Raw genomic sequence first — 17,264 nt, forward strand, 5'->3', positions numbered from 1 at the left:
CGTCGTCCCCACACACCAAGAAACAGAGAAAGAGATCGCATGAAGAGAATGGCATTTGCGGCCACAGCGATTGTCGCCGCGACAGCTCTCGCCCTCACCGGATGCTCCGGCGAACGTGGCGGCGACACCGGTGGCGCAGCCGAAGAGGAAGCCGCCGGATTCGAGGCAGGCTCCACGATCGGTGTCGCGCTGCCTGACAAGACCAGTGAGAACTGGGTGCTGGCAGGTCAGCTGTTCACCGACGGACTGGAAGAGGCCGGTTACAAGGCCGACGTCCAGTACGCACCGGCGAGCAACACGGTCGCCGAGCAGCAGAACCAGATCCAGTCGATGGTCACCAACGGCGCCAAGGTCATCATCATCGGCGCGAAGGACGGCAAGCAGCTGGCCACGCAGGTGCAGGCGGCGAAGGATGCCGGTGCCTACGTGATCGCATACGACCGTCTGATCGAGAACACCGACGCGCTCGACTACTACGTCGCGTTCGACAACTTCAAGGTCGGCAACCTCCAGGGCGAGGCCCTGCTCGAAGGGCTCGCCGAGCGCGCCGGTCACGAGGCACCGTACAACGTCGAGCTCTTCTCCGGCTCCCCGGATGACGCCAACTCGGCTGTCTTCTTCGACGGCGCGATGGAGGTCCTCCAGCCGGCGATCGACGATGGCACGCTGAACGTCGTCTCCGGTCAGACCGAGATCGCTCAGACCGCCACTGAGGGCTGGCTCGCCGAGAACGCGCAGAACCGCATGGACACGCTGCTCACCGGCTCATACGGTGGCGATGTCGTTCTCGACGGCGTTCTGTCGCCGAACGACACGCTGGCTCGCGCAATCCTCACGTCTGCTCAGCAGGCAGGCAAGGGCGTTCCGGTCGTCACCGGCCAGGACTCCGAGGTCGAATCGGTGAAGTCGATCATGGAAGACATCCAGTACTCGACGATCAACAAGGACACCACGCTGCTCGTGGAGCAGGCCATCAAGATGGTCGGCCAGCTGCAGAAGGGCGAGGAAGTCGACGTCAACGACACCGAGTCCTACGACAACGGCTCGAAGGTCGTCCCGTCGTACCTGCTTGACCCGGTCATCGTCACGAAGGAGAACGCTGCCGAGGCTTACGCCAACGTGCCGAGCCTCCTGGAGATCGTGGAGTCGTACAAGTAACGACTGCTGTTCATCGGCGCGAGCCGTCCGGACCTTCGGGTCCGGACGGCTCGTTCCGTTCGCGTGCTGATCAGCCTCGCCCGCGGTCGAAGTGCAGTTCGCGCAGCTCCTCGGCGAACGCCGCGACAGGACCCGCGACCTCCAGCGCCGGAGCGACTGTGGTGATGGGCAGCGCCGCAACGGGCGCCGGCGCGGCACCGCGCTCTGAGCCCCACTGCACGAGCTGCGCCGAACTCCCGGCGTAGACGATGCGGCCGAGCCCCATCCATGCGTGCGCTGCCGCGCACATCGGGCAGTGCTCGCCGGACGTGAACACCGTGCTCGATGCGCGCTCTTCAGCGGTGAAGTTCGTCGCCGACCAGCGGGCGATCTCGAACTCCGGATGCCGCGTCTGATCCCCGTGCTTGACGCGGTTGCGGTCCTCGAACCGCACGGTGCCCTCCGCATCCACGAGGATCGATCCGAACGGCTCGTCGCCGTCGTCGAGCGCCTCGCGGGCGAGATCGACGCACCGGCGCAGATGTCCGAACTCGGAAGCAGTCGGTTCGTAGAACGTCGTCATGCCACCGAGGTTAGCAATCAGCCGACTGCCGTAGCCTTGGAGTGACATGGCACATCTTCTCGGGGCCGAGGGCCTCCATCTGGAATACCCGACCAAGGTCGTCTTCGACTCCATCACTCTCGGCATCGAGGAGGGGGATCGCATCGGCATCGTCGGTCGCAACGGCGACGGCAAGTCCTCTCTGCTGGCGATGCTCGCCGGTCGCAAGGAGCCGGATGGCGGACGTGTCACGATGCGTGCGGGCACCACCGTCGGCGTGCTGGATCAGGCGGACACTCTCGACGACACCCTCACGATCGCGCAGTCGGTGGTCGGCGACACGCCGGAATACGAGTGGGCCGGCGACGCCCGCGTCCGCGACGTCATCCAGGGTCTGCTGGCGGATCTGGCGTGGGATGCTCCGGTGCGCGGCCTCAGCGGTGGTCAGCGTCGTCGCGTCGCCCTCGCCGCTCTGCTCGTGAAGGACTGGGACATCGTCGCGCTGGATGAGCCGACCAACCATCTCGACGTCGAGGCGATCACCTGGCTCGCGGGGCACTTGAAGAAGCGCTGGGCCGTGAACTCCGGTGCGTTCCTCGTCGTCACTCACGACCGCTGGTTCCTCGATGAGGTCTGCACCGAGACCTGGGAGGTGCACGATCGGATCGTCGAGCCGTTCGAGGGCGGTTATGCCGCCTACATCCTGCAGCGCGTGGAGCGCGATCGGATGTCGGCCGCCACAGAGGCGAAGCGGCAGAACCTCGCCCGCAAAGAGCTCGCCTGGTTGCGCCGCGGGGCTCCCGCCCGCACCAGCAAGCCGAAGTTCCGCATCGATGCTGCGAACGAACTCATCGAGGACGTCCCGGAGATCCGCGACAAGGTGTCACTGCAGTCGCTCGCGGTCTCCCGCCTCGGCAAGGACGTCGTAGACCTTCTGGATGCCGGTGTCACGTACCCCGCTCCTGATGGTGGAGCGCCTCGCGAGGTCCTTCACGACGTGGAGTGGCGCATCGCGCCGGGGGAGCGCACCGGCATCCTCGGTGTCAACGGCGCAGGCAAATCGACGCTGCTCGGCCTCATCGCCGGCACCGTCGAGCCGACCAGTGGTCGAGTGAAGCGCGGCACGACAGTCAAGGTGAAGACCCTCACGCAGCGCATCGACGAACTGACCGCGGTCTGGAACGAGCCGGTGCGCAAGGTCATCGAGGGCCTTCGCACGGAGTACACGTTCGGCACCGGATCCAAGTCTCAGTCGCTCACGCCGGGCCAGCTCCTCGAACGCCTCGGATTCTCGTCCGCTCAGCTCTCAACCCCGGTGAAGGATCTCTCCGGCGGTCAGCAACGGCGACTGCAGCTTCTGCTCGTGCTGCTCGAGCAGCCGAACGTGCTGATTCTCGACGAGCCGACCAACGACATGGACACCGACATGCTCGCGGCGATCGAGGACCTGCTGGACTCCTGGCCTGGCACGCTGCTGGTGGTGAGCCATGACCGGTACTTCCTCGAGCGCGTCACCGACCAGCAGTTCGCCGTCATGAGAGGGCGACTGCGCCACCTGCCAGGGGGAGTGGACGAGTATCTTCGCCTTCGTGCGGCAGAGCAGAGCGGGGCGCAATCGGCAGTGAAGGCGTCGACGTCGTCATCCGGTCTCGATGGCGCGGCTCTCCGCGCGGCGCAGAAGGAGGTCGCCGCCCTTGAGCGAAAGATCCAGAAGCTCACCCAGCAGATCGACAAGGCCAAGCACGCGATGGTCGAGCACGACCAGTCCGATTACGAAGGACTCGCTGCGAAGATGAAGCGGATCAGCGCGCTGGAGACCGAGGTCGAGGAGATCGAGACGCGCTGGCTGGAACTCAGCGAACAGGTCGGGTGACGCGGGCGTCCATTCGCTGCGACGACGAATCGCTGCGACGACGAACCGGCACACCCGCGACGTTCCTTGCACCTTTCGATGGAGCCTTCGACCTTCCCCCTTTCGCACCTCGCGGCCCGCACCGTCGAATTCCTAGCGTCGTAGAGGCGGGGCAGGACGCTCCGCTCCCAGCGAAAGGAACCGTCCGATGACCTCCCACACCAGCATCCAGCCTCTGAGTACGCTCGCTCCGCCGGAGAGACCTGGTCTCGTCGGCGTGATCGCCCGGCATCCGCTCATCTCCTTCTTCGTCCTCGCGAACGCCCTGAGTTGGCTGGCCTGGATCCCCTACATCCTCTCCAACAACGGCCTCGGCCTGTGGGACTACGACTTCCCCGAACTGTTGGGCACGACGCAGCTGCTGGGCGTGCTGCCCGGTGCCTATCTCGGACCGATCACCTCCGCCCTGCTGATAACGGCCCTCGTCGACGGTCGGCCAGGACTTCGAAGGTGGGCGGGGCGGCTGTGGCGCTGGCGCGTGAACTGGCGTTGGTACGCGCTGGCGCTGCTCGGTGTGCCGGCGGCGCTCATCGCGGGAAGCTTCGTCTTCTCCGGAGGAGCGGTGCAGGCGCCATCGATCGCGGCGCTCGCCTTCCTGCTTCCCGGTCTGGTGCTGCAGATGATCACGACCGGTCTCGCCGAGGAGCCGGGATGGCGCGACTTCGCGCTGCCGAGGCTGCAGGACCGCTTCAGCCCTCTCGCGTCGAGTTTCATCCTCGGGCCTCTCTGGGCGCTGTGGCACATGCCGCTGTTCCTCACCGAATGGGGCGGTTACCCTGACGCGGACTGGACGCGCATCGTGTACTTCGCGGGCTTCTGCATAGCCTTCAACGTCGTGATGTCCTGGGTGTTCAACCGCACGAACCAGTCGCTGCCGATCTCGATGCTGCTGCACGTCGGAGTGAACAACACGGCTTCGATCCTGCTGCCCGACATGTACCCGACGCTGGATGAAGAGACCTTCTCGCTCATGCTGATGGTCCTCGCGACGATCTCGGCGGCGATCATCGTGTTCGCCACGCGCGGGCGGTTGGGCGTACCGACTCCTGCCGCCATGAGCCCCCTCGTCGCCACGGCAATAGACTCCGGACATGGCCGTCGCTGACACACTCCGCGCGCCGCGCGCTGGAGACTTCGCCATCGCGGGGGTGACGGCAGTGGCCGCGATCAGCGCACTGCTGCTGGTCCGCGCACTCCTCTCCGATCTGCCAGAGGATCCGAGCACGCCGGCGATCGGCACCACTTCCTGGTGGCTGGTCGGTGGCGTCATCCTCGTGCAGTGCATGCTGCTGTCCTGGGCGCGTCACGCGCCCAGGACAGTGGTGCTCTCCGTCTCGGCGGCGGCCCTCCTTCTGGCGCTGACGCTGCCGGGGGCCGTCTTCGACGTCGCGACGTTCGCCGTCCCTGTGGCGGTGTTCTTCGGATTCCGCACCGGACCGTCCCGCAGTCTGTGGGTGGTGCTGACGACCGCGGCGATGATCGTCGCCGCGGGGAGCGTCGTCAACGGCATCGGCGCTGAGGGAGCGGATCCGCTCCTCGCGGTCGGCGAGGCGGCAGTGCAGATCGGCGGTCTGTTCATCGTCCCGTTGCTGCTCGCGGCCATGCTGCGCGCTCGGCGGGAGTCGCGCGAGTCTCATCGGCGCGAGGTCGAGGCGCTCACGAGGGAGCGGGACGCACTTGTGGACGCGACCGTGTCTCGCGAGCGCACTGTGATGGCGCGTGAGCTGCATGACATCGCCGCCCACCATCTCTCTGGCATCGCGCTGATGGCCGCGGCGGTCGAGCGGCAGATCAGCACCGACCCGGACGCCGCGCGCGAAGCGGCAGCGCAGATCCGCACCGAGAGCACTGCTGTTCTTCAGAACCTGCGCCGGGTCGTCGGTCTGCTCCGCGACGACGACGCGGCGGAGCGCTCGGTGGAGACGTTCGCGTCGGTGCCGGACCTGGTCGCGAGGGTGAGCGCAGATCAGATCTCCGATGTGCAGTTGCGGATGCTGCGCTCCGCATCGGACCGGCCGTTCGGATCCGGTGTCGGTCCGCTTGCCCAGCTCGCCGCCTACCGCACCATCCAGGAGTCGCTCGCGAATGCGGTGATCCACGCCCCTGGGGGCGCATGTCTGGTGGAGATCGACGACACGCGCGCGTCCGCGGTGCGCGTTCTGGTGCGCAACGCGGTGGCGGAGGTCGCGTCGGATCCTGCGGCGCGGGGCGGCGGATTCGGGTTGGTGGGGATGCGCGAGCGCGCCGACCTCATCGGAGCAGAACTGCGTCACGGGCACACGCCTGAGGGCGGCTGGGAGGTCCGCCTGACCATTCCCCGCGAACCCCTTCCCGGCGAAGCCGAGCCAGTAGGAGAGCGAACCTCATGATCCGAGTCCTCATCGCCGACGACCAGTCGCTTGTTCGTGCAGGGCTGTCGGCCCTGTTGTCGGCGGAGGACGACATCGACGTGGTGGGTGTCGCAGAAGACGGCGTCCAGGCGCTCGAACTCGCGGCCGAGCTCAGACCCGACGTCGCATGCCTCGACATCCGGATGCCCGGACTCGACGGCATCGAGGTGACGCGCGAACTGTGCGCACCGGGGGAGACGGATCCGATTCCCGTGCTCATCCTCACGACGTTCGACCTGGACGACTACGTCTTCGGCGCGTTGGAGGCCGGAGCCTCTGGCTTCCTCCTCAAGGACGCGGAGCCGGAGATCATCATCAACGCCGTACGTCAGGTGGCGGCAGGGCAGGGCACCATCGACCAGGCGCTGACACGCCGCATCCTGAGGGAGTTCGTGCAGCGCCGCCAGCTTCAGCCGGTCACCGCGCAGAGGGCTGACGGCGTGCTCACCGCACGAGAGCGGGAGATCCTCCTGCTTCTGGCACAGGGTATGTCCAACGAGGAGATCGCGGCGGCGCTCGTCATCGAGGTGTCGACGGTGAAATCGCATCTGGCCAGGATGCTCCCCAAGATCGGGGTCCGCTCTCGCCTGCAGGCCGTCGTCTGGGCGTATCAGAACCGGGTGGTCGCGGTCCCGGGCTCCCCGGAGGCCGGAGCAGCGCCCGGCGCGTAACGCAGCCTCCGTCGCGTGAGGAACTCGCGTGGCTCCCCGCTCAACGGATCGGTGAACCGGAGCTCTCTGGCGAGGAGCTGGAGTGGTCGGTCGTGATCGTCCGGTTTCTCATCCGTCAGGATCGGGTACAGATTGTCGTGCAGGATGCCGAGACCGATGCTCGCGAGGTGAACGCGCAGCTGATGCATCTTTCCGGTGTGCGGATGCAGCAGGGTGTGGACCACGTGCTCGTCGGCGTCGATCAGGTCGATGAGCGTCTCCGAGTTCGGTTCGCGCTCGGTGTCGACCTCGACGCACACCTGGGCGCGCGGCTTCTCGATGTGCAGCCGTACCGTGCGGGGGAGGTCATCCGTCCAACCGGCCGGCCGGGCCGAGACGGCCTCGTACACCTTCTCGATCGCACGACGCTGGAACAGCGTCTGATACGCACCGCGCGTCACGGGGCGCGCGGAGAACATCAGCAGCCCGGCCGTCGCACGATCCAGACGATGCACCGGAGCGAGATCCGGGTTGTCGAGCAGACGGCGCAGGCGAACGAGTGCGGAGTTCTGCACGTACCTGCCTGCGGGCGTCGACGGCAGGAAGTGCGGCTTGTCGATCACGACGAGATCGCGGTCCTGATGCAGGATCTCGATCTCGAACGGGATGTGCGTCTCCGCCGGCGGTTCCCGGTAGTACCAGACGAACTCTTCCGCGCCGAGCGGAGCGTCACGAGCGACGGCCGAGCCGTCGAAGGCGACGATCTCACCGTCGTCGAATCGTGACAGCAGCCACCTCGGATCGAGGTGGAAGAAGCGTTCCACCATGTACGCACTCACGGTGGGCCACGGACCGGTGAGCGGCACGTGCAGCCGAGTGGCTCCGACGCCGTCGCGGACGGGGAGCGGGGATCGCATCGCCATCAGAGGGATCTCATCATCAGGCGTCGTAGCTCAGGCTGAGCTTGCGCAGCAGTGATGCCATGCGGTCACGGTCGGCGCGGGAGAGGGCCTGCAGCAGCTCGGCTTCCACATCGACGAGGCGGGTGATCGCGGCATCCACGCGCATCTGACCGTCGTCGGTCAGGGTGACGAGCACGCTGCGACCGTCGCCGGGGTCGGCCTCGCGCCTGACGAAGCGGCGCTCGACAAGCCGATCGATCCGGTTGGTCATGGTGCCGCTCGACACGAGAGTCTGCTGCAGCAGCTGCTTCGGTGAGAGCTGGAAGGGAGATCCGGCACGCCGCAGCGCCGAGAGCACATCCCACTCCCACGGTTCGATGTCGCTGCGACGGAACACGTCACGTCGAGCCCGATCCAGATGCTTGGAGAGGCGGTCCATGCGGGAGAGGACCTCGAGCGGCGAGAAGTCCAGGTCGGGGCGCTGGGTGTTCCACGCGCCGACGATCCGGTCGACCTCATCTGCCTCACTCATCACACCATTATCGGGCAGGGATATCGGAGACTGACGCGCAGGGCAGACGATCCGGCATGGCAGACTTGTCTGGTGACCTCGCGGTCGCGGTCCGCCGTGGTGTAATGGCAGCACGACAGCCTTTGGAGCTGTTAGGTCTAGGTTCGAATCCTGGCGGCGGAGCATGACGGAGAACAAGCTCGCGATCATCGTGCTCGCTGCCGGCCAGGGCACCCGGATGAAGTCCCGACTGCCGAAGGTGCTGCACCCGATCAGCGGTCGTCCGCTGGTCGGACATGTGCTCACCACGGCATCACGACTCGGCGCCGACCACATCGAGGTGGTCGTGCGGCACGAGCGCGACCAGGTCGTCGAGGTCATCAGCGCACAGTACCCGGACGCGACGATCGTCGATCAGGACGAGATCCCTGGGACGGGGCGAGCGGTCGAGGTCGCCCTCGACGCGATCCCCGACTTCGACGGGGACGTGCTGATCCTCTCCGGCGACTGCCCGCTGGCGGATGCCGTGACGTTGACGGCCTTCGTCGAGGAGCACCGCTCCACCGGCGCCGCGGCCACGCTCATGACCGCCGTCGTCGAGGACCCGACCGGCTACGGCCGCGTCATCCGCGACGCAGAGGGCGACGTCGACCGCATCGTGGAGCAGAAGGACGCGAGCGCTGACGAGGCCGCAGTCCATGAGATCAATGCGGGCATGTACGTGTTCCGTGCGCAGGCGCTGCGTGAGCATCTGCCGACTGTCGGCGTCGCCAACGCACAGGGCGAGAAGTACCTCACGGATGTGCCGGGGCTGCTGCGCGGCGCCGGCGACCGGGTCGCGGCATCCGTCGTCTCAGACGTCACGGTGACCTACGGCGTCAACGATCGTGTCCAGCTGGCCGAGGTCGGCCGTCTGCTCAATGCGCGCATCGTCCGGCATTGGCAGCGCGAAGGTGTCACGGTCGTCGACCCCACGACCACCTGGATCGACGACGACGCGAAGCTCGCGCCGGATGTCACGATCCTTCCGAACACGCACATCGTCGGCGCGACCGTCATCGAATCCGGTGCAGTGGTCGGCCCTGACACATCGCTGGTCGACTGCGAGGTCGGAGCGGATGCCGTCGTCCGCCGCTCAGAGGCGACCCTGGCCGTGATCGGGGCAGGCGCCACCGTCGGACCGTTCTCGTACCTCCGTGCCGGTACGATCCTCGGCGCTGCGGGCAAGATCGGCGCATACGTCGAGACCAAGAACGCCCAGATCGGCGACGGCAGCAAGGTCCCGCACCTGTCCTACGTCGGCGACGCGACAGTCGGCCGCGGTGTGAATCTCGGCGCCAGCACGATCACCGCGAACTACGACGACGTGAACAAGCACCGCACCGAGATCGGCGACGAGGTGCACACCGGGTCGCACACGGTTCTGGTGGCGCCCGTTAAGCTGGGAGCAGGTGCGAAGACCGGTGCAGGCGCCGTCGTCCGCAAGGACGTCCCCGCCGGAGCGCTGGCCATGAGCGTGGCCCCGCAACGCAACATCGAGGGCTGGGTCGAGAAGAACAGAGCAGGCACGGGCGCGGCGGACGCCGCAGCTCGGGAACAATCGGCGGAATAGGCGGAGCATGGCGCGCAAGAAGAAGACCGTTGAACTGGATCGGGACAACGGCATCGCGCCGGGACTCGTCGCGAAGACGAAGAAGCGACTCGTCATCGCGGGCGGGCGCTCGCACCCCGCTCTGACGGCTGCGGTCGCCGCAGGCCTCGGGACGGAGATCGCTCCCACCGAGCATCGCACCTTCGCCTCCGGTGAGATCTACTCCCGCTTCGAGGTGTCGATCCGTGGCTGTGACCTGTTCCTCATCCAGACATTCGGCGAGCCGGTCAACGAATGGCTCATGGAGACGCTGATCATGATCGATGCCGCAAAGCGTGCATCGGCCAAGCGGATCACCGTCGTCGCGCCCTACTACCCGTACTCGCGCCAGGACAAGAAGGGGCGCGGACGTGAGCCGATCAGTGCCCGATTGGTCGCCGATCTTCTCAAGACCGCCGGCGCCGACCGGGTCATGAGCGTCGACCTGCACGCCGCGCAGATCCAGGGCTTCTTCGACGGGCCGGTCGATCACCTTTTCGCCAAGCCTGTTCTGCTCGAGTACTTCCGCGAGAACCTCACCGCCGAAGACCGAGAGACGCTCACGATCGTCTCGCCGGACATGGGTCGCGTCCGAGTGGCTGACACCTGGTCTGACAGCCTGGATGCGCCACTCGCGATCATTCACAAGCGCCGCGACCCGAAGGTCGCGAACCAGGTGTCGGTGCACGAGATCGTCGGCACCGTCGAGGGCCGTACCTGTCTGCTCGTGGACGACATGATCGACACCGGCGGCACGATCGTCAAGGCCGCGCAAGCGCTCAAGGCGGCGGGTGCACGCCGCGTCATCGTCGCGGCCACGCACGCGATCTTCAGCGACCCGGCGAACGAACGACTGCAGGACGCGTCGATCGACGAGGTCGTCGTCACGGACACGATTCCGCTGACCGAGTCGCGTCGCTGGGACGGTCTGACCATTCTCCCGATCGCACCGCTGCTCGCGCGGGCGATCCATGAGGTCTTCGAGGACGGCTCTGTCACGAGTATGTTCGGCGGCGACGCGTAGCCGATGCAGACACAGCCCGCCCATAGCAGGTCGACATAATCTCAGAACCATGATGAGCATGAGTGTTCCGTCGTCCGTCCGAAAGAGCGCCGCGGTGGTGGGCGTCGCCGGCCTGCTCGTACTGGCGGGCTGCTCCGGCCCGGCAGACGCTGAGGATGCTGCCGGCACCGGTGCGGAGTCCGACACCGGCTCTGACTCGCAGAGCTCGTCCGGTGCAGGCGAGTACGCCGATGGCACCTATACGGCCGACGGCTCGTACCAGACGCCAGAGACCGTCGAACAGATCTCGGTCACGCTCACGCTCGAGGACGGCATCGTCACCGATGTCGAAGTGAGCGGTGACCCGCAGGCGCGGGAGACCGAGCAGTATCAGGGGCAGTTCATCGACGGCATCGCTGAAGAGGTCGTCGGCGTATCGATCGACGAACTCGATGTCAGCCGTGTCGCCGGATCGTCGCTCACGGGCGGTGGCTTCAATGCCGCCGTCGAAGAGATCAAGGATCAGGCCGCAGCCTGAGCGCCATGTCCGTCTGGGGCTTCGAAGCGATCGGAACCCGCTGGGAGATCGAGACCGAGACTCCGCTGGGCGACGCAGAGCGCAAGAGAGTGAACGCGGTGATCGAGGTCTTCGACCGCACCTGGTCGCGTTTTCGCGCCGACTCCCTCGTGTCCTCACTCGCCCGCGACGACGGTGAAGTGCGCGGCGCCGCAGATGCCGTGCCGATGCTCGACGCGTATCGCGAACTGTCGGATGCCACTCGCGGCGCCGTGAACCCTCTGGTGGGGGAGAGCCTCAGCGCACTCGGTTATGACCCCGGCATCTCGCTCGTCGCCGGGGAGCCTCGGCCGGCGCCTGCGGACTGGACCAGCATCCTCACGTGGTCCGACATGTCCCTGTCAGCGGCGTCCCCGGCGCAGATCGACGTCGGCGCCCTCGGCAAAGGCCGCCTCGTCGACCTCGTGCTCGCAGAGCTCGTCGATTCTCCCGGCAACGCCACGGTGGATGCCGGAGGTGACATCGCCGTACGCGGGGATGAGGTGCGCGTCGGGCTCGAGCACCCGTTCGATCCGACCAAGGCCATCGGCGTCGTGAGCATCCGCGACCAGGCGTTGTGCGCCTCTGCCATCAACAGGCGCGCCTGGGGCGATGGCCTGCATCATGTGCTCGATGCCCGCACCGGTGCACCCGTGCGCACGTGGGCCGCGACGTGGGCGATCGCTCCGGATGCGATGCACGCGGATGCCGTCGCCACGGCGCTGTTCTTCGACGGAGGTCCGGAGCTCGCCGCACGCTGGGGAGTGGAGTGGGTGCGGATGAGCACGACGGGTCGGGCCGAGCGCTCGATCGGCTGTCCTGCCGTGCTGTTCACGACCCCCGGCGTTCGCAGATAGGGAAGAGTTGGATTCGTGACGTTCTCATTCACCGCCATTCGTCAGCGGGTGCTCGCCGTCCTGGGTGCGATGTCGATGTACCGCCTCGTGCTGTTCTCACTCGTGGCGCTCGCCCTGATCGCACTGGTGCTGTCGATGTTCGGCGTGATCGTGTCGCCGACGCCGCTCGAGCTGCTGGCCTCGTTCGTCGTGCTCACGGTCGTGATCTCGGCTGTGGACGCCGGCGTGCAGCGGCTGTTGCACCTGCCCTGGCGCGTCGAGTCGTCTCTCGTCACCGCGTTGATCCTGCTGTTCGTGATGCGTCCTGGGGCCGATCCCGCAGCGCTGGTCGGTCTCGCGCTGGCCGGCCTTCTCGCGAGCGTCTCGAAGTACCTGATCGCCTGGCGTGGTCGTCACATCCTCAACCCTGCGGCGTTCGGCGCGGCTGTGGTCTCGATCATCGGCTCGTTCGGTGCGTTCGAATGGCTCGGCACCTCGGCCTCGTGGTGGGTGGGAAACCGCGCGCTCGCGATCCCTGTCGCGGTTCTCGGGCTCGCGGTGCTCTGGCGCACGGAGAAGGTGCGCGTCGTGCTCGTGTTCCTTCTGATCGCGGTCGGAACCGCCGTCGTTCGTCAGGCCGTGCAGGCGCAGCAGTTCGGTATCGACTTCGACCTTGCGACCGCGCTCCAGTTCGCGGTGCTGCAGACCCCCTTCCTCTTCCTCGGCGCATTCATGGTGTCGGAGCCGTTGACGAGCCCTCCGCGGCGCTGGCAGCAGTTCTGCGTCGCGGCGCTCGTCGGCGTGCTCGCCGGATGGCCGATCTTCGTCGGTGATCTGTTCACGCTCGGTCAGGAGCGTGCCCTGCTGATCGGCAACCTGCTGGCGTTCGCCTTCGCATTGCGCGGATCCGTGCGGCTGACACTCGAGAAGCGCGAGTTCATCACCCCGACCGCACAAGAGCTCACCTTCCGCGCCAAAGGGAAGTTGAAGTTCCTGCCCGGCCAGTATCTCGAGTTGGACGTGCCGCACCACCACCCGGACGCGCGCGGCACACGGCGGGAGTTCAGCATCGTCTCGGCACCGGCCGATCTGCCGACGCTGCGGATCGCATACAAGAACGGCGATCAGAAGCATCCGTCGAGCTACAAGCGCGCGCTCGCAGCCGCGGAGCCAGGCGCCACGCTCGCTGTCACCGGCACCTGGGGCGACTTCGTGCTGCCACGCGGAGAGACCCCAGTGCTCATGGTGGCCGCGGGCATCGGCGTGACGCCGTTCGTCTCGCAGCTTCGACAGCTGCGCTCCGAAGGACGCACTCGCGATGTCGTGCTGGTCTATGTGGCCGCGGAGGCGTCTGAGCTGGCTTTCCTCGCCGAGCTCGCCGAGACCGGTGTTCGTACGGTGGTCTTCACCAGGGACGCCCCGGCCGACCTTCCGGCGCATTGGACGTGGGCGCAGGGCGTGCGTCTGGATGCCGAGGGCCTCGAACGCGTGGTCTCCGACATCTCGGCGCGCCATGCGTTCATCTCCGGCCCTCCGCGGCTCATCGCCGACCTCGCACCCGCATTGCAGAAGGCGCGCTCGCTGACGACGGACGCGTTCGCCGGGTACTGATCTTCCACACTGATGCCGGCGCTGACTGCCCGTGCCATGCACATCTGCCCGCCCGTGCCATGCACACCTGCCCGCCTGTGCCGTGCACATCTGCCCGCCCGTGCCATGCACACCTGCCCGCCTGTGCCGTGCACATCTGCCCGCCCGTGCCATGCACACCTGCAGGGTGATCGTACGGATGCAGGGCGACACGCCGCCGGATGACCCCACATCCGTGCATCGGCCCTGCATCCGTGCGCGATTCCCGACAGATGCAGACGGGTGACTCGTTCTGCACATTCTCGAGATCTGCGAGTCCGTCCACATTCTGAAGCGGGCGGCGTCTTGAGAGAAGTCGGCACGGCAGTGTTGTCGGATGCTGCAACCGACCCATCTCATCGCACAACAGGGCGGGATCGCTCGAGGGAGCCAGCTCCAGAGCCTCGGCTTCACCAGACGGATGCTGTCGACGGAAGTGGAGAATGGACACATCGTGCGTGTACGTCCGGGGGTCTTCGCCCTGCCATCCACCGTTGCGGAGGTCGTCGAGGCCGCTGCCCACGGCGGCGCGTTGACGTGCGCGTCGGCACTCAGGCTGCACGGCATCTGGACGCTGAACGACGATCCTGAGGTGCACGTCTGGCTGGGCGGAACGGGGAGAGTTCATCATGTCTCGGGGTGCTCGTGTGTGGGGCACTATTTCGCCGGGACCATGCAGCTCGGACTCGCTCCGCTGGAGATCGTGCTTGCGCACGTCTACCACTGCCACGGCGATGAGGCATTCTTCGCCGCATTGGAATCGGGGCTTCGACAGCGAAAGATCGCGTCTGCCGCGAGGAATCGCATCCGTTCGCGGATTCCGACAAGTGCCCGTTGGCTCGTCGACTTCGCCCGACCGGATTCTGACAGCGGCCTCGAATCGCTTCTGCGTCTGCGCCTTCACCTGCTCGGCATCCGTCTGGAATGTCAGGTGACGATACTCGCTGTCGGCATCGTCGACTTCGTCGTGGGAGATCGCCTGATCCTGGAGACGGACGGCAGGGAGAATCACGACGGTATCTCGCACCGACACAAGGATCTGCGCAGGGATGCAGCGGCTTCTCGGCTCGGCTACGAGACGCTCCGTTTCGACTATGCCCTCGTCATTCATGACTGGCCGACTGTCGAGGCGGCGATCCTTGCAGCGTTGGCGCGGATGGTCGAGCGCGGTTGACTCTCTCACCCCGGTGAATACGAGCACACCTGCAGGGTGATCGTACAGATGCAGGGCGACTCGCCGCCGGATGACCCTGCATCCGTGCATCGGTCCTGCATCCGTACGCGACCTCCGACTACGGGGTGGAGTCGGGAGCGGACGACGGTGCGGATGCCGGCGTCAGCGGGAAGCGCACGGTGAAGGTCGTATCGCCGGGGGCGCTCTCCACCGCGATCTCTCCGTTGTGGCCCTCCACGATGGCCTTGGCGATCGCGAGACCGAGCCCGGTGCCGCCGGTCTGACGGGCACGAGAGGTGTCTCCTCTGGCGAACCGGGCGAACAGCTCGTCGCGCACCTCAGGATCGATCCCAGGGCCGTCGTCGTGCACGCGGATGACCGCATCGTCACCCTCCCTGGCGACGCTCAGGGTGATCGTGGTGCCCTCCGGCGTGTGCGTCCGCGCATTGGCGAGCAGGTTCGCCACCACCTGATGCAGACGCCCGGCGTCGCCGAGCATGACCACTGGCTCCTCGGGGACGTCGATGATCCAGTGATGCGCCGGAGCGGTCGGACGCGCATCGGTGAGACCTTCGAGCGCCAGTCGGGTGAGATCGACTGTGCCGTGCACGAGTTCCTGTCCCTCGTCGAGACGGGCCAACAGCAAGAGGTCCTCGACCAACCGGGTCATCCGCAGCGACTGCGCCTGGATGCGCTCCAAGGCCGTCTGCGCGGTCTCCGGCAGCGCACGATCACGTAGCGACAGCTCCGAGTATCCGCGGATGGATGCCAGCGGCGTGCGCAGTTCATGACTGGCGTCCGCGACGAAGCGTCGCATCCGCTCCTCGTTCTTCTGACGCGATGCGAGCGAGTCGTTCACGTGATCGAGCAGCCTGTTCAGCGCAGCGCCCACCATCCCCGTCTCGGTGCGAGGGTCTGCCTCTGCGTCCGGCACGCGCTCGCTGATGGTCACCTCGCCGCGATCCAGTGGCTGATTCGCGACGCGAGTCGCGGTGCCCGCCACCGCGCGCAGCGGCCGGAGGCTCACTCGGATCGTGATCGCCGTCGTCAGGGCGAGCAGGATGAGTCCGCCGAGCGTGGCGAGCGTGATCACGGTGAGCAGCTGCGCCATCGTGCTCTGGACTTCGTCACGGGGGAGACCCGTGATGATTCCGACGCCGCCGTACTCCCTGACGGTTACTGAGAAGGATCCGAGCCCGTCGAGGGTCACCGATGTGTTCGGCGACTCGTTGACGGCGTCAGTGAGTGCGTCGAACTGCGAATCCGTGAGAACAGTCGTCCCGTCGGATGTGACCAGAGCGCCGCTGACCCCGTCCTCTGATGCGATCGCCAGGAGCAAGCCGGGATAGTGCTGGCCTGCGAGCACGTTCTGTGCGGTGAGCGGCCGGCCGGCGACCGTCAGGATCTGCGCCTGCTTAACGAGAACCGTCGTCTGGCTGGCGATCCGGTTCAGCTGATCCTGCAGGCGTCCTTCCAAGGATGTGCCGAGCGTCGCACTGGTGATGACGGCGACGATGATGAGGATGAGCGACACGAACCCGATGACGGCGGCCATCAGCCGCGTCTGCAGAGTCAGCGGGCGCCGCGCCATCCTCCTGGTGGTCAATTCGGGGCCTTGATCATGTATCCGACACCGCGGACGGTGTGCAACAGCGGGGCGCGACCGGCATCGATCTTCTTGCGCAGGTACGAGATGTAGAGCTCCACGACGGAGGATTTTCCGCCGAAGTCGTAGCTCCACACCCGATCGAGGATCTGGGCCTTCGAGAGCACGCGGCGCTCATTGCGCATGAGGTACCGCAGCAGCTCGAACTCGGTCGCCGTCAGTTCGATCTCGGCGCCGTCGCGCTCGACCTCGTGGCTGTCCTCGTTCAGCGTGAGATCGCCGACGCGGAGGATCGACTGACCGTCGTCCGTGCTGGCGAGGCCAGTGCGACGGATGATCGCCCGCAGGCGAGCGATGACCTCCTCGAGGCTGAACGGCTTCGTGACGTAGTCGTCTCCACCGGCGGTGAGCCCTGCGATGCGCTCGCTCACGGCATCCTTGGCCGTCAGGAACAGCACCGGTACGAGGTTGCCCGATTCACGGAGACGCCGCAGCACACTCATGCCATCGAGGTCGGGCATCATGATGTCGAGCAGCAGAGCATCCGGCTCGAAGTCGCGTGCCACCTGGAGCGCCTCGAGACCGGACGATGCGGTGCGCACTTCCCATCCCTCCATGCGCAACGCCATCGCGAGCAGGTCGGTGAGCATCTGCTCGTCGTCCACGGCGAGGATGCGCAGAGGTGAGCCATCTGGGCGGCGCAGTTCGGGCTGATCACTGGTCATGAACCCATTCTGAGGAATCACCTATGGGATTTCTATGGAAT

Annotated in this window: 16 protein-coding genes and 1 tRNA gene; 12 read left to right on the forward strand and 5 right to left on the reverse strand. The window is 66.6% G+C overall.

Annotated elements, in window-relative coordinates:
• Window positions 1-39 precede the first annotated feature (39 nt).
• Window positions 40-1,158 (forward strand): substrate-binding domain-containing protein, encoded by a 1,119-nt coding sequence (locus tag ACP7AR_RS01050; RefSeq protein WP_426181619.1) that lies wholly within the window; start codon window positions 40-42, stop codon window positions 1,156-1,158.
• 70 nt (window positions 1,159-1,228) lie between these two features.
• Here ACP7AR_RS01050 and ACP7AR_RS01055 read toward each other — a convergent pair whose 3' ends face one another.
• Window positions 1,229-1,720 (reverse strand): nucleoside deaminase, encoded by a 492-nt coding sequence (locus ACP7AR_RS01055; RefSeq protein ID WP_426181621.1) that lies wholly within the window; start codon window positions 1,718-1,720, stop codon window positions 1,229-1,231.
• Window positions 1,721-1,766: 46 nt separating this feature from the next.
• Here ACP7AR_RS01055 and ACP7AR_RS01060 point away from each other — a divergent pair, with 46 nt between their 5' ends.
• The 4 genes from ACP7AR_RS01060 to ACP7AR_RS01075 all read left to right on the forward strand — a co-directional run bounded on the left by ACP7AR_RS01060 (window position 1,767) and on the right by ACP7AR_RS01075 (window position 6,672).
• Window positions 1,767-3,572 carry an ABC-F family ATP-binding cassette domain-containing protein gene (locus tag ACP7AR_RS01060; protein WP_426181624.1) on the forward strand — a complete coding sequence of 602 codons (1,806 nt, stop codon included), beginning with the start codon at window positions 1,767-1,769 and terminating at the stop codon, window positions 3,570-3,572.
• 187 nt (window positions 3,573-3,759) lie between these two features.
• A complete protein-coding gene (locus ACP7AR_RS01065) occupies window positions 3,760-4,716 on the forward strand; it encodes a CPBP family glutamic-type intramembrane protease (RefSeq protein WP_426181627.1) in 957 nt (318 codons plus the stop codon).
• A complete protein-coding gene (locus ACP7AR_RS01070) occupies window positions 4,703-5,980 on the forward strand; it encodes a sensor histidine kinase (protein ID WP_426181630.1) in 1,278 nt (425 codons plus the stop codon). Before ACP7AR_RS01065 ends, ACP7AR_RS01070 begins: the two co-directional genes overlap by 14 nt.
• Complete coding sequence (locus tag ACP7AR_RS01075; RefSeq protein WP_426181632.1) at window positions 5,977-6,672, forward strand: response regulator; 696 nt, start codon at window positions 5,977-5,979, stop codon at window positions 6,670-6,672. The genes ACP7AR_RS01070 and ACP7AR_RS01075 overlap by 4 nt, the downstream gene beginning before the upstream one ends.
• Here ACP7AR_RS01075 and ACP7AR_RS01080 read toward each other — a convergent pair.
• Complete coding sequence (locus tag ACP7AR_RS01080) at window positions 6,612-7,568, reverse strand: pseudouridine synthase (RefSeq protein WP_426187563.1); 957 nt, start codon at window positions 7,566-7,568, stop codon at window positions 6,612-6,614. The genes ACP7AR_RS01075 and ACP7AR_RS01080 overlap by 61 nt on opposite strands.
• A 22-nt stretch (window positions 7,569-7,590) precedes the next feature.
• Window positions 7,591-8,085: a MarR family winged helix-turn-helix transcriptional regulator gene (locus tag ACP7AR_RS01085; protein WP_426181635.1), complete on the reverse strand. Its 495-nt coding sequence runs from the start codon at window positions 8,083-8,085 to the stop codon at window positions 7,591-7,593.
• Between the two features lie 90 nt (window positions 8,086-8,175).
• On the opposite strand from ACP7AR_RS01085, the gene ACP7AR_RS01090 reads away from it, so the two are divergent.
• From ACP7AR_RS01090 to ACP7AR_RS01120, 7 genes are all read left to right on the forward strand, one after another.
• Window positions 8,176-8,247 (forward strand) — tRNA-Gln (locus tag ACP7AR_RS01090).
• Between the two features lies 1 nt (window position 8,248).
• Complete coding sequence (gene glmU, locus ACP7AR_RS01095; RefSeq protein WP_426181638.1) at window positions 8,249-9,676, forward strand: bifunctional UDP-N-acetylglucosamine diphosphorylase/glucosamine-1-phosphate N-acetyltransferase GlmU; 1,428 nt, start codon at window positions 8,249-8,251, stop codon at window positions 9,674-9,676.
• Window positions 9,677-9,683: 7 nt separating this feature from the next.
• Entirely contained in the window at window positions 9,684-10,718 is a 1,035-nt protein-coding gene (locus tag ACP7AR_RS01100; protein ID WP_259064756.1) for a ribose-phosphate diphosphokinase, read from the forward strand.
• A 49-nt stretch (window positions 10,719-10,767) separates the two neighbouring features.
• Window positions 10,768-11,235 (forward strand): FMN-binding protein, encoded by a 468-nt coding sequence (locus tag ACP7AR_RS01105; RefSeq protein ID WP_426181642.1) that lies wholly within the window; start codon window positions 10,768-10,770, stop codon window positions 11,233-11,235.
• Between the two features lie 5 nt (window positions 11,236-11,240).
• On the forward strand, window positions 11,241-12,110 hold the full coding sequence (locus ACP7AR_RS01110; RefSeq protein WP_426181645.1) for an FAD:protein FMN transferase: 870 nt from the start codon (window positions 11,241-11,243) through the stop codon (window positions 12,108-12,110).
• Between the two features lie 15 nt (window positions 12,111-12,125).
• On the forward strand, window positions 12,126-13,700 hold the full coding sequence (locus ACP7AR_RS01115) for an FAD-dependent oxidoreductase (protein WP_426181648.1): 1,575 nt from the start codon (window positions 12,126-12,128) through the stop codon (window positions 13,698-13,700).
• 355 nt (window positions 13,701-14,055) lie between these two features.
• Entirely contained in the window at window positions 14,056-14,892 is an 837-nt protein-coding gene (locus ACP7AR_RS01120; protein WP_426181651.1) for a DUF559 domain-containing protein, read from the forward strand.
• Between the two features lie 118 nt (window positions 14,893-15,010).
• On the opposite strand, the gene ACP7AR_RS01125 is transcribed toward ACP7AR_RS01120, so the two are convergent.
• Both ACP7AR_RS01125 and ACP7AR_RS01130 read right to left on the reverse strand, forming a co-directional pair.
• Window positions 15,011-16,447: a sensor histidine kinase gene (locus ACP7AR_RS01125; protein ID WP_426181654.1), complete on the reverse strand. Its 1,437-nt coding sequence runs from the start codon at window positions 16,445-16,447 to the stop codon at window positions 15,011-15,013.
• A gap of 47 nt (window positions 16,448-16,494) precedes the next feature.
• Window positions 16,495-17,223 (reverse strand): response regulator transcription factor, encoded by a 729-nt coding sequence (locus ACP7AR_RS01130; RefSeq protein WP_426181657.1) that lies wholly within the window; start codon window positions 17,221-17,223, stop codon window positions 16,495-16,497.
• Window positions 17,224-17,264: the final 41 nt, after the last annotated feature.

It is taken from the genome of Microbacterium sp. TWP3-1-2b2 (genome assembly GCF_049896145.1).
Classification (GTDB): Bacteria; Actinomycetota; Actinomycetes; order Actinomycetales; family Microbacteriaceae; genus Microbacterium.

Coding starts and splice junctions, on each gene's coding strand:
- ACP7AR_RS01105 (WP_426181642.1), top strand. CDS start 10,768: ATGATGAGCATGAGTGTTCCGTCGTCCGTCCGAAAGAGCGCCGCGGTG.
- ACP7AR_RS01120 (WP_426181651.1), top strand. CDS start 14,056: ATGCTGCAACCGACCCATCTCATCGCACAACAGGGCGGGATCGCTCGA.
- ACP7AR_RS01100 (WP_259064756.1), top strand. CDS start 9,684: ATGGCGCGCAAGAAGAAGACCGTTGAACTGGATCGGGACAACGGCATC.
- ACP7AR_RS01065 (WP_426181627.1), top strand. CDS start 3,760: ATGACCTCCCACACCAGCATCCAGCCTCTGAGTACGCTCGCTCCGCCG.
- ACP7AR_RS01050 (WP_426181619.1), top strand. CDS start 40: ATGAAGAGAATGGCATTTGCGGCCACAGCGATTGTCGCCGCGACAGCT.
- ACP7AR_RS01055 (WP_426181621.1), bottom strand. CDS start 1,720: ATGACGACGTTCTACGAACCGACTGCTTCCGAGTTCGGACATCTGCGC.
- glmU (WP_426181638.1), top strand. CDS start 8,249: ATGACGGAGAACAAGCTCGCGATCATCGTGCTCGCTGCCGGCCAGGGC.
- ACP7AR_RS01110 (WP_426181645.1), top strand. CDS start 11,241: ATGTCCGTCTGGGGCTTCGAAGCGATCGGAACCCGCTGGGAGATCGAG.
- ACP7AR_RS01080 (WP_426187563.1), bottom strand. CDS start 7,568: ATGCGATCCCCGCTCCCCGTCCGCGACGGCGTCGGAGCCACTCGGCTG.
- ACP7AR_RS01125 (WP_426181654.1), bottom strand. CDS start 16,447: ATGGCCGCCGTCATCGGGTTCGTGTCGCTCATCCTCATCATCGTCGCC.
- ACP7AR_RS01060 (WP_426181624.1), top strand. CDS start 1,767: ATGGCACATCTTCTCGGGGCCGAGGGCCTCCATCTGGAATACCCGACC.
- ACP7AR_RS01130 (WP_426181657.1), bottom strand. CDS start 17,223: ATGACCAGTGATCAGCCCGAACTGCGCCGCCCAGATGGCTCACCTCTG.
- ACP7AR_RS01070 (WP_426181630.1), top strand. CDS start 4,703: ATGGCCGTCGCTGACACACTCCGCGCGCCGCGCGCTGGAGACTTCGCC.
- ACP7AR_RS01075 (WP_426181632.1), top strand. CDS start 5,977: ATGATCCGAGTCCTCATCGCCGACGACCAGTCGCTTGTTCGTGCAGGG.
- ACP7AR_RS01085 (WP_426181635.1), bottom strand. CDS start 8,085: ATGAGTGAGGCAGATGAGGTCGACCGGATCGTCGGCGCGTGGAACACC.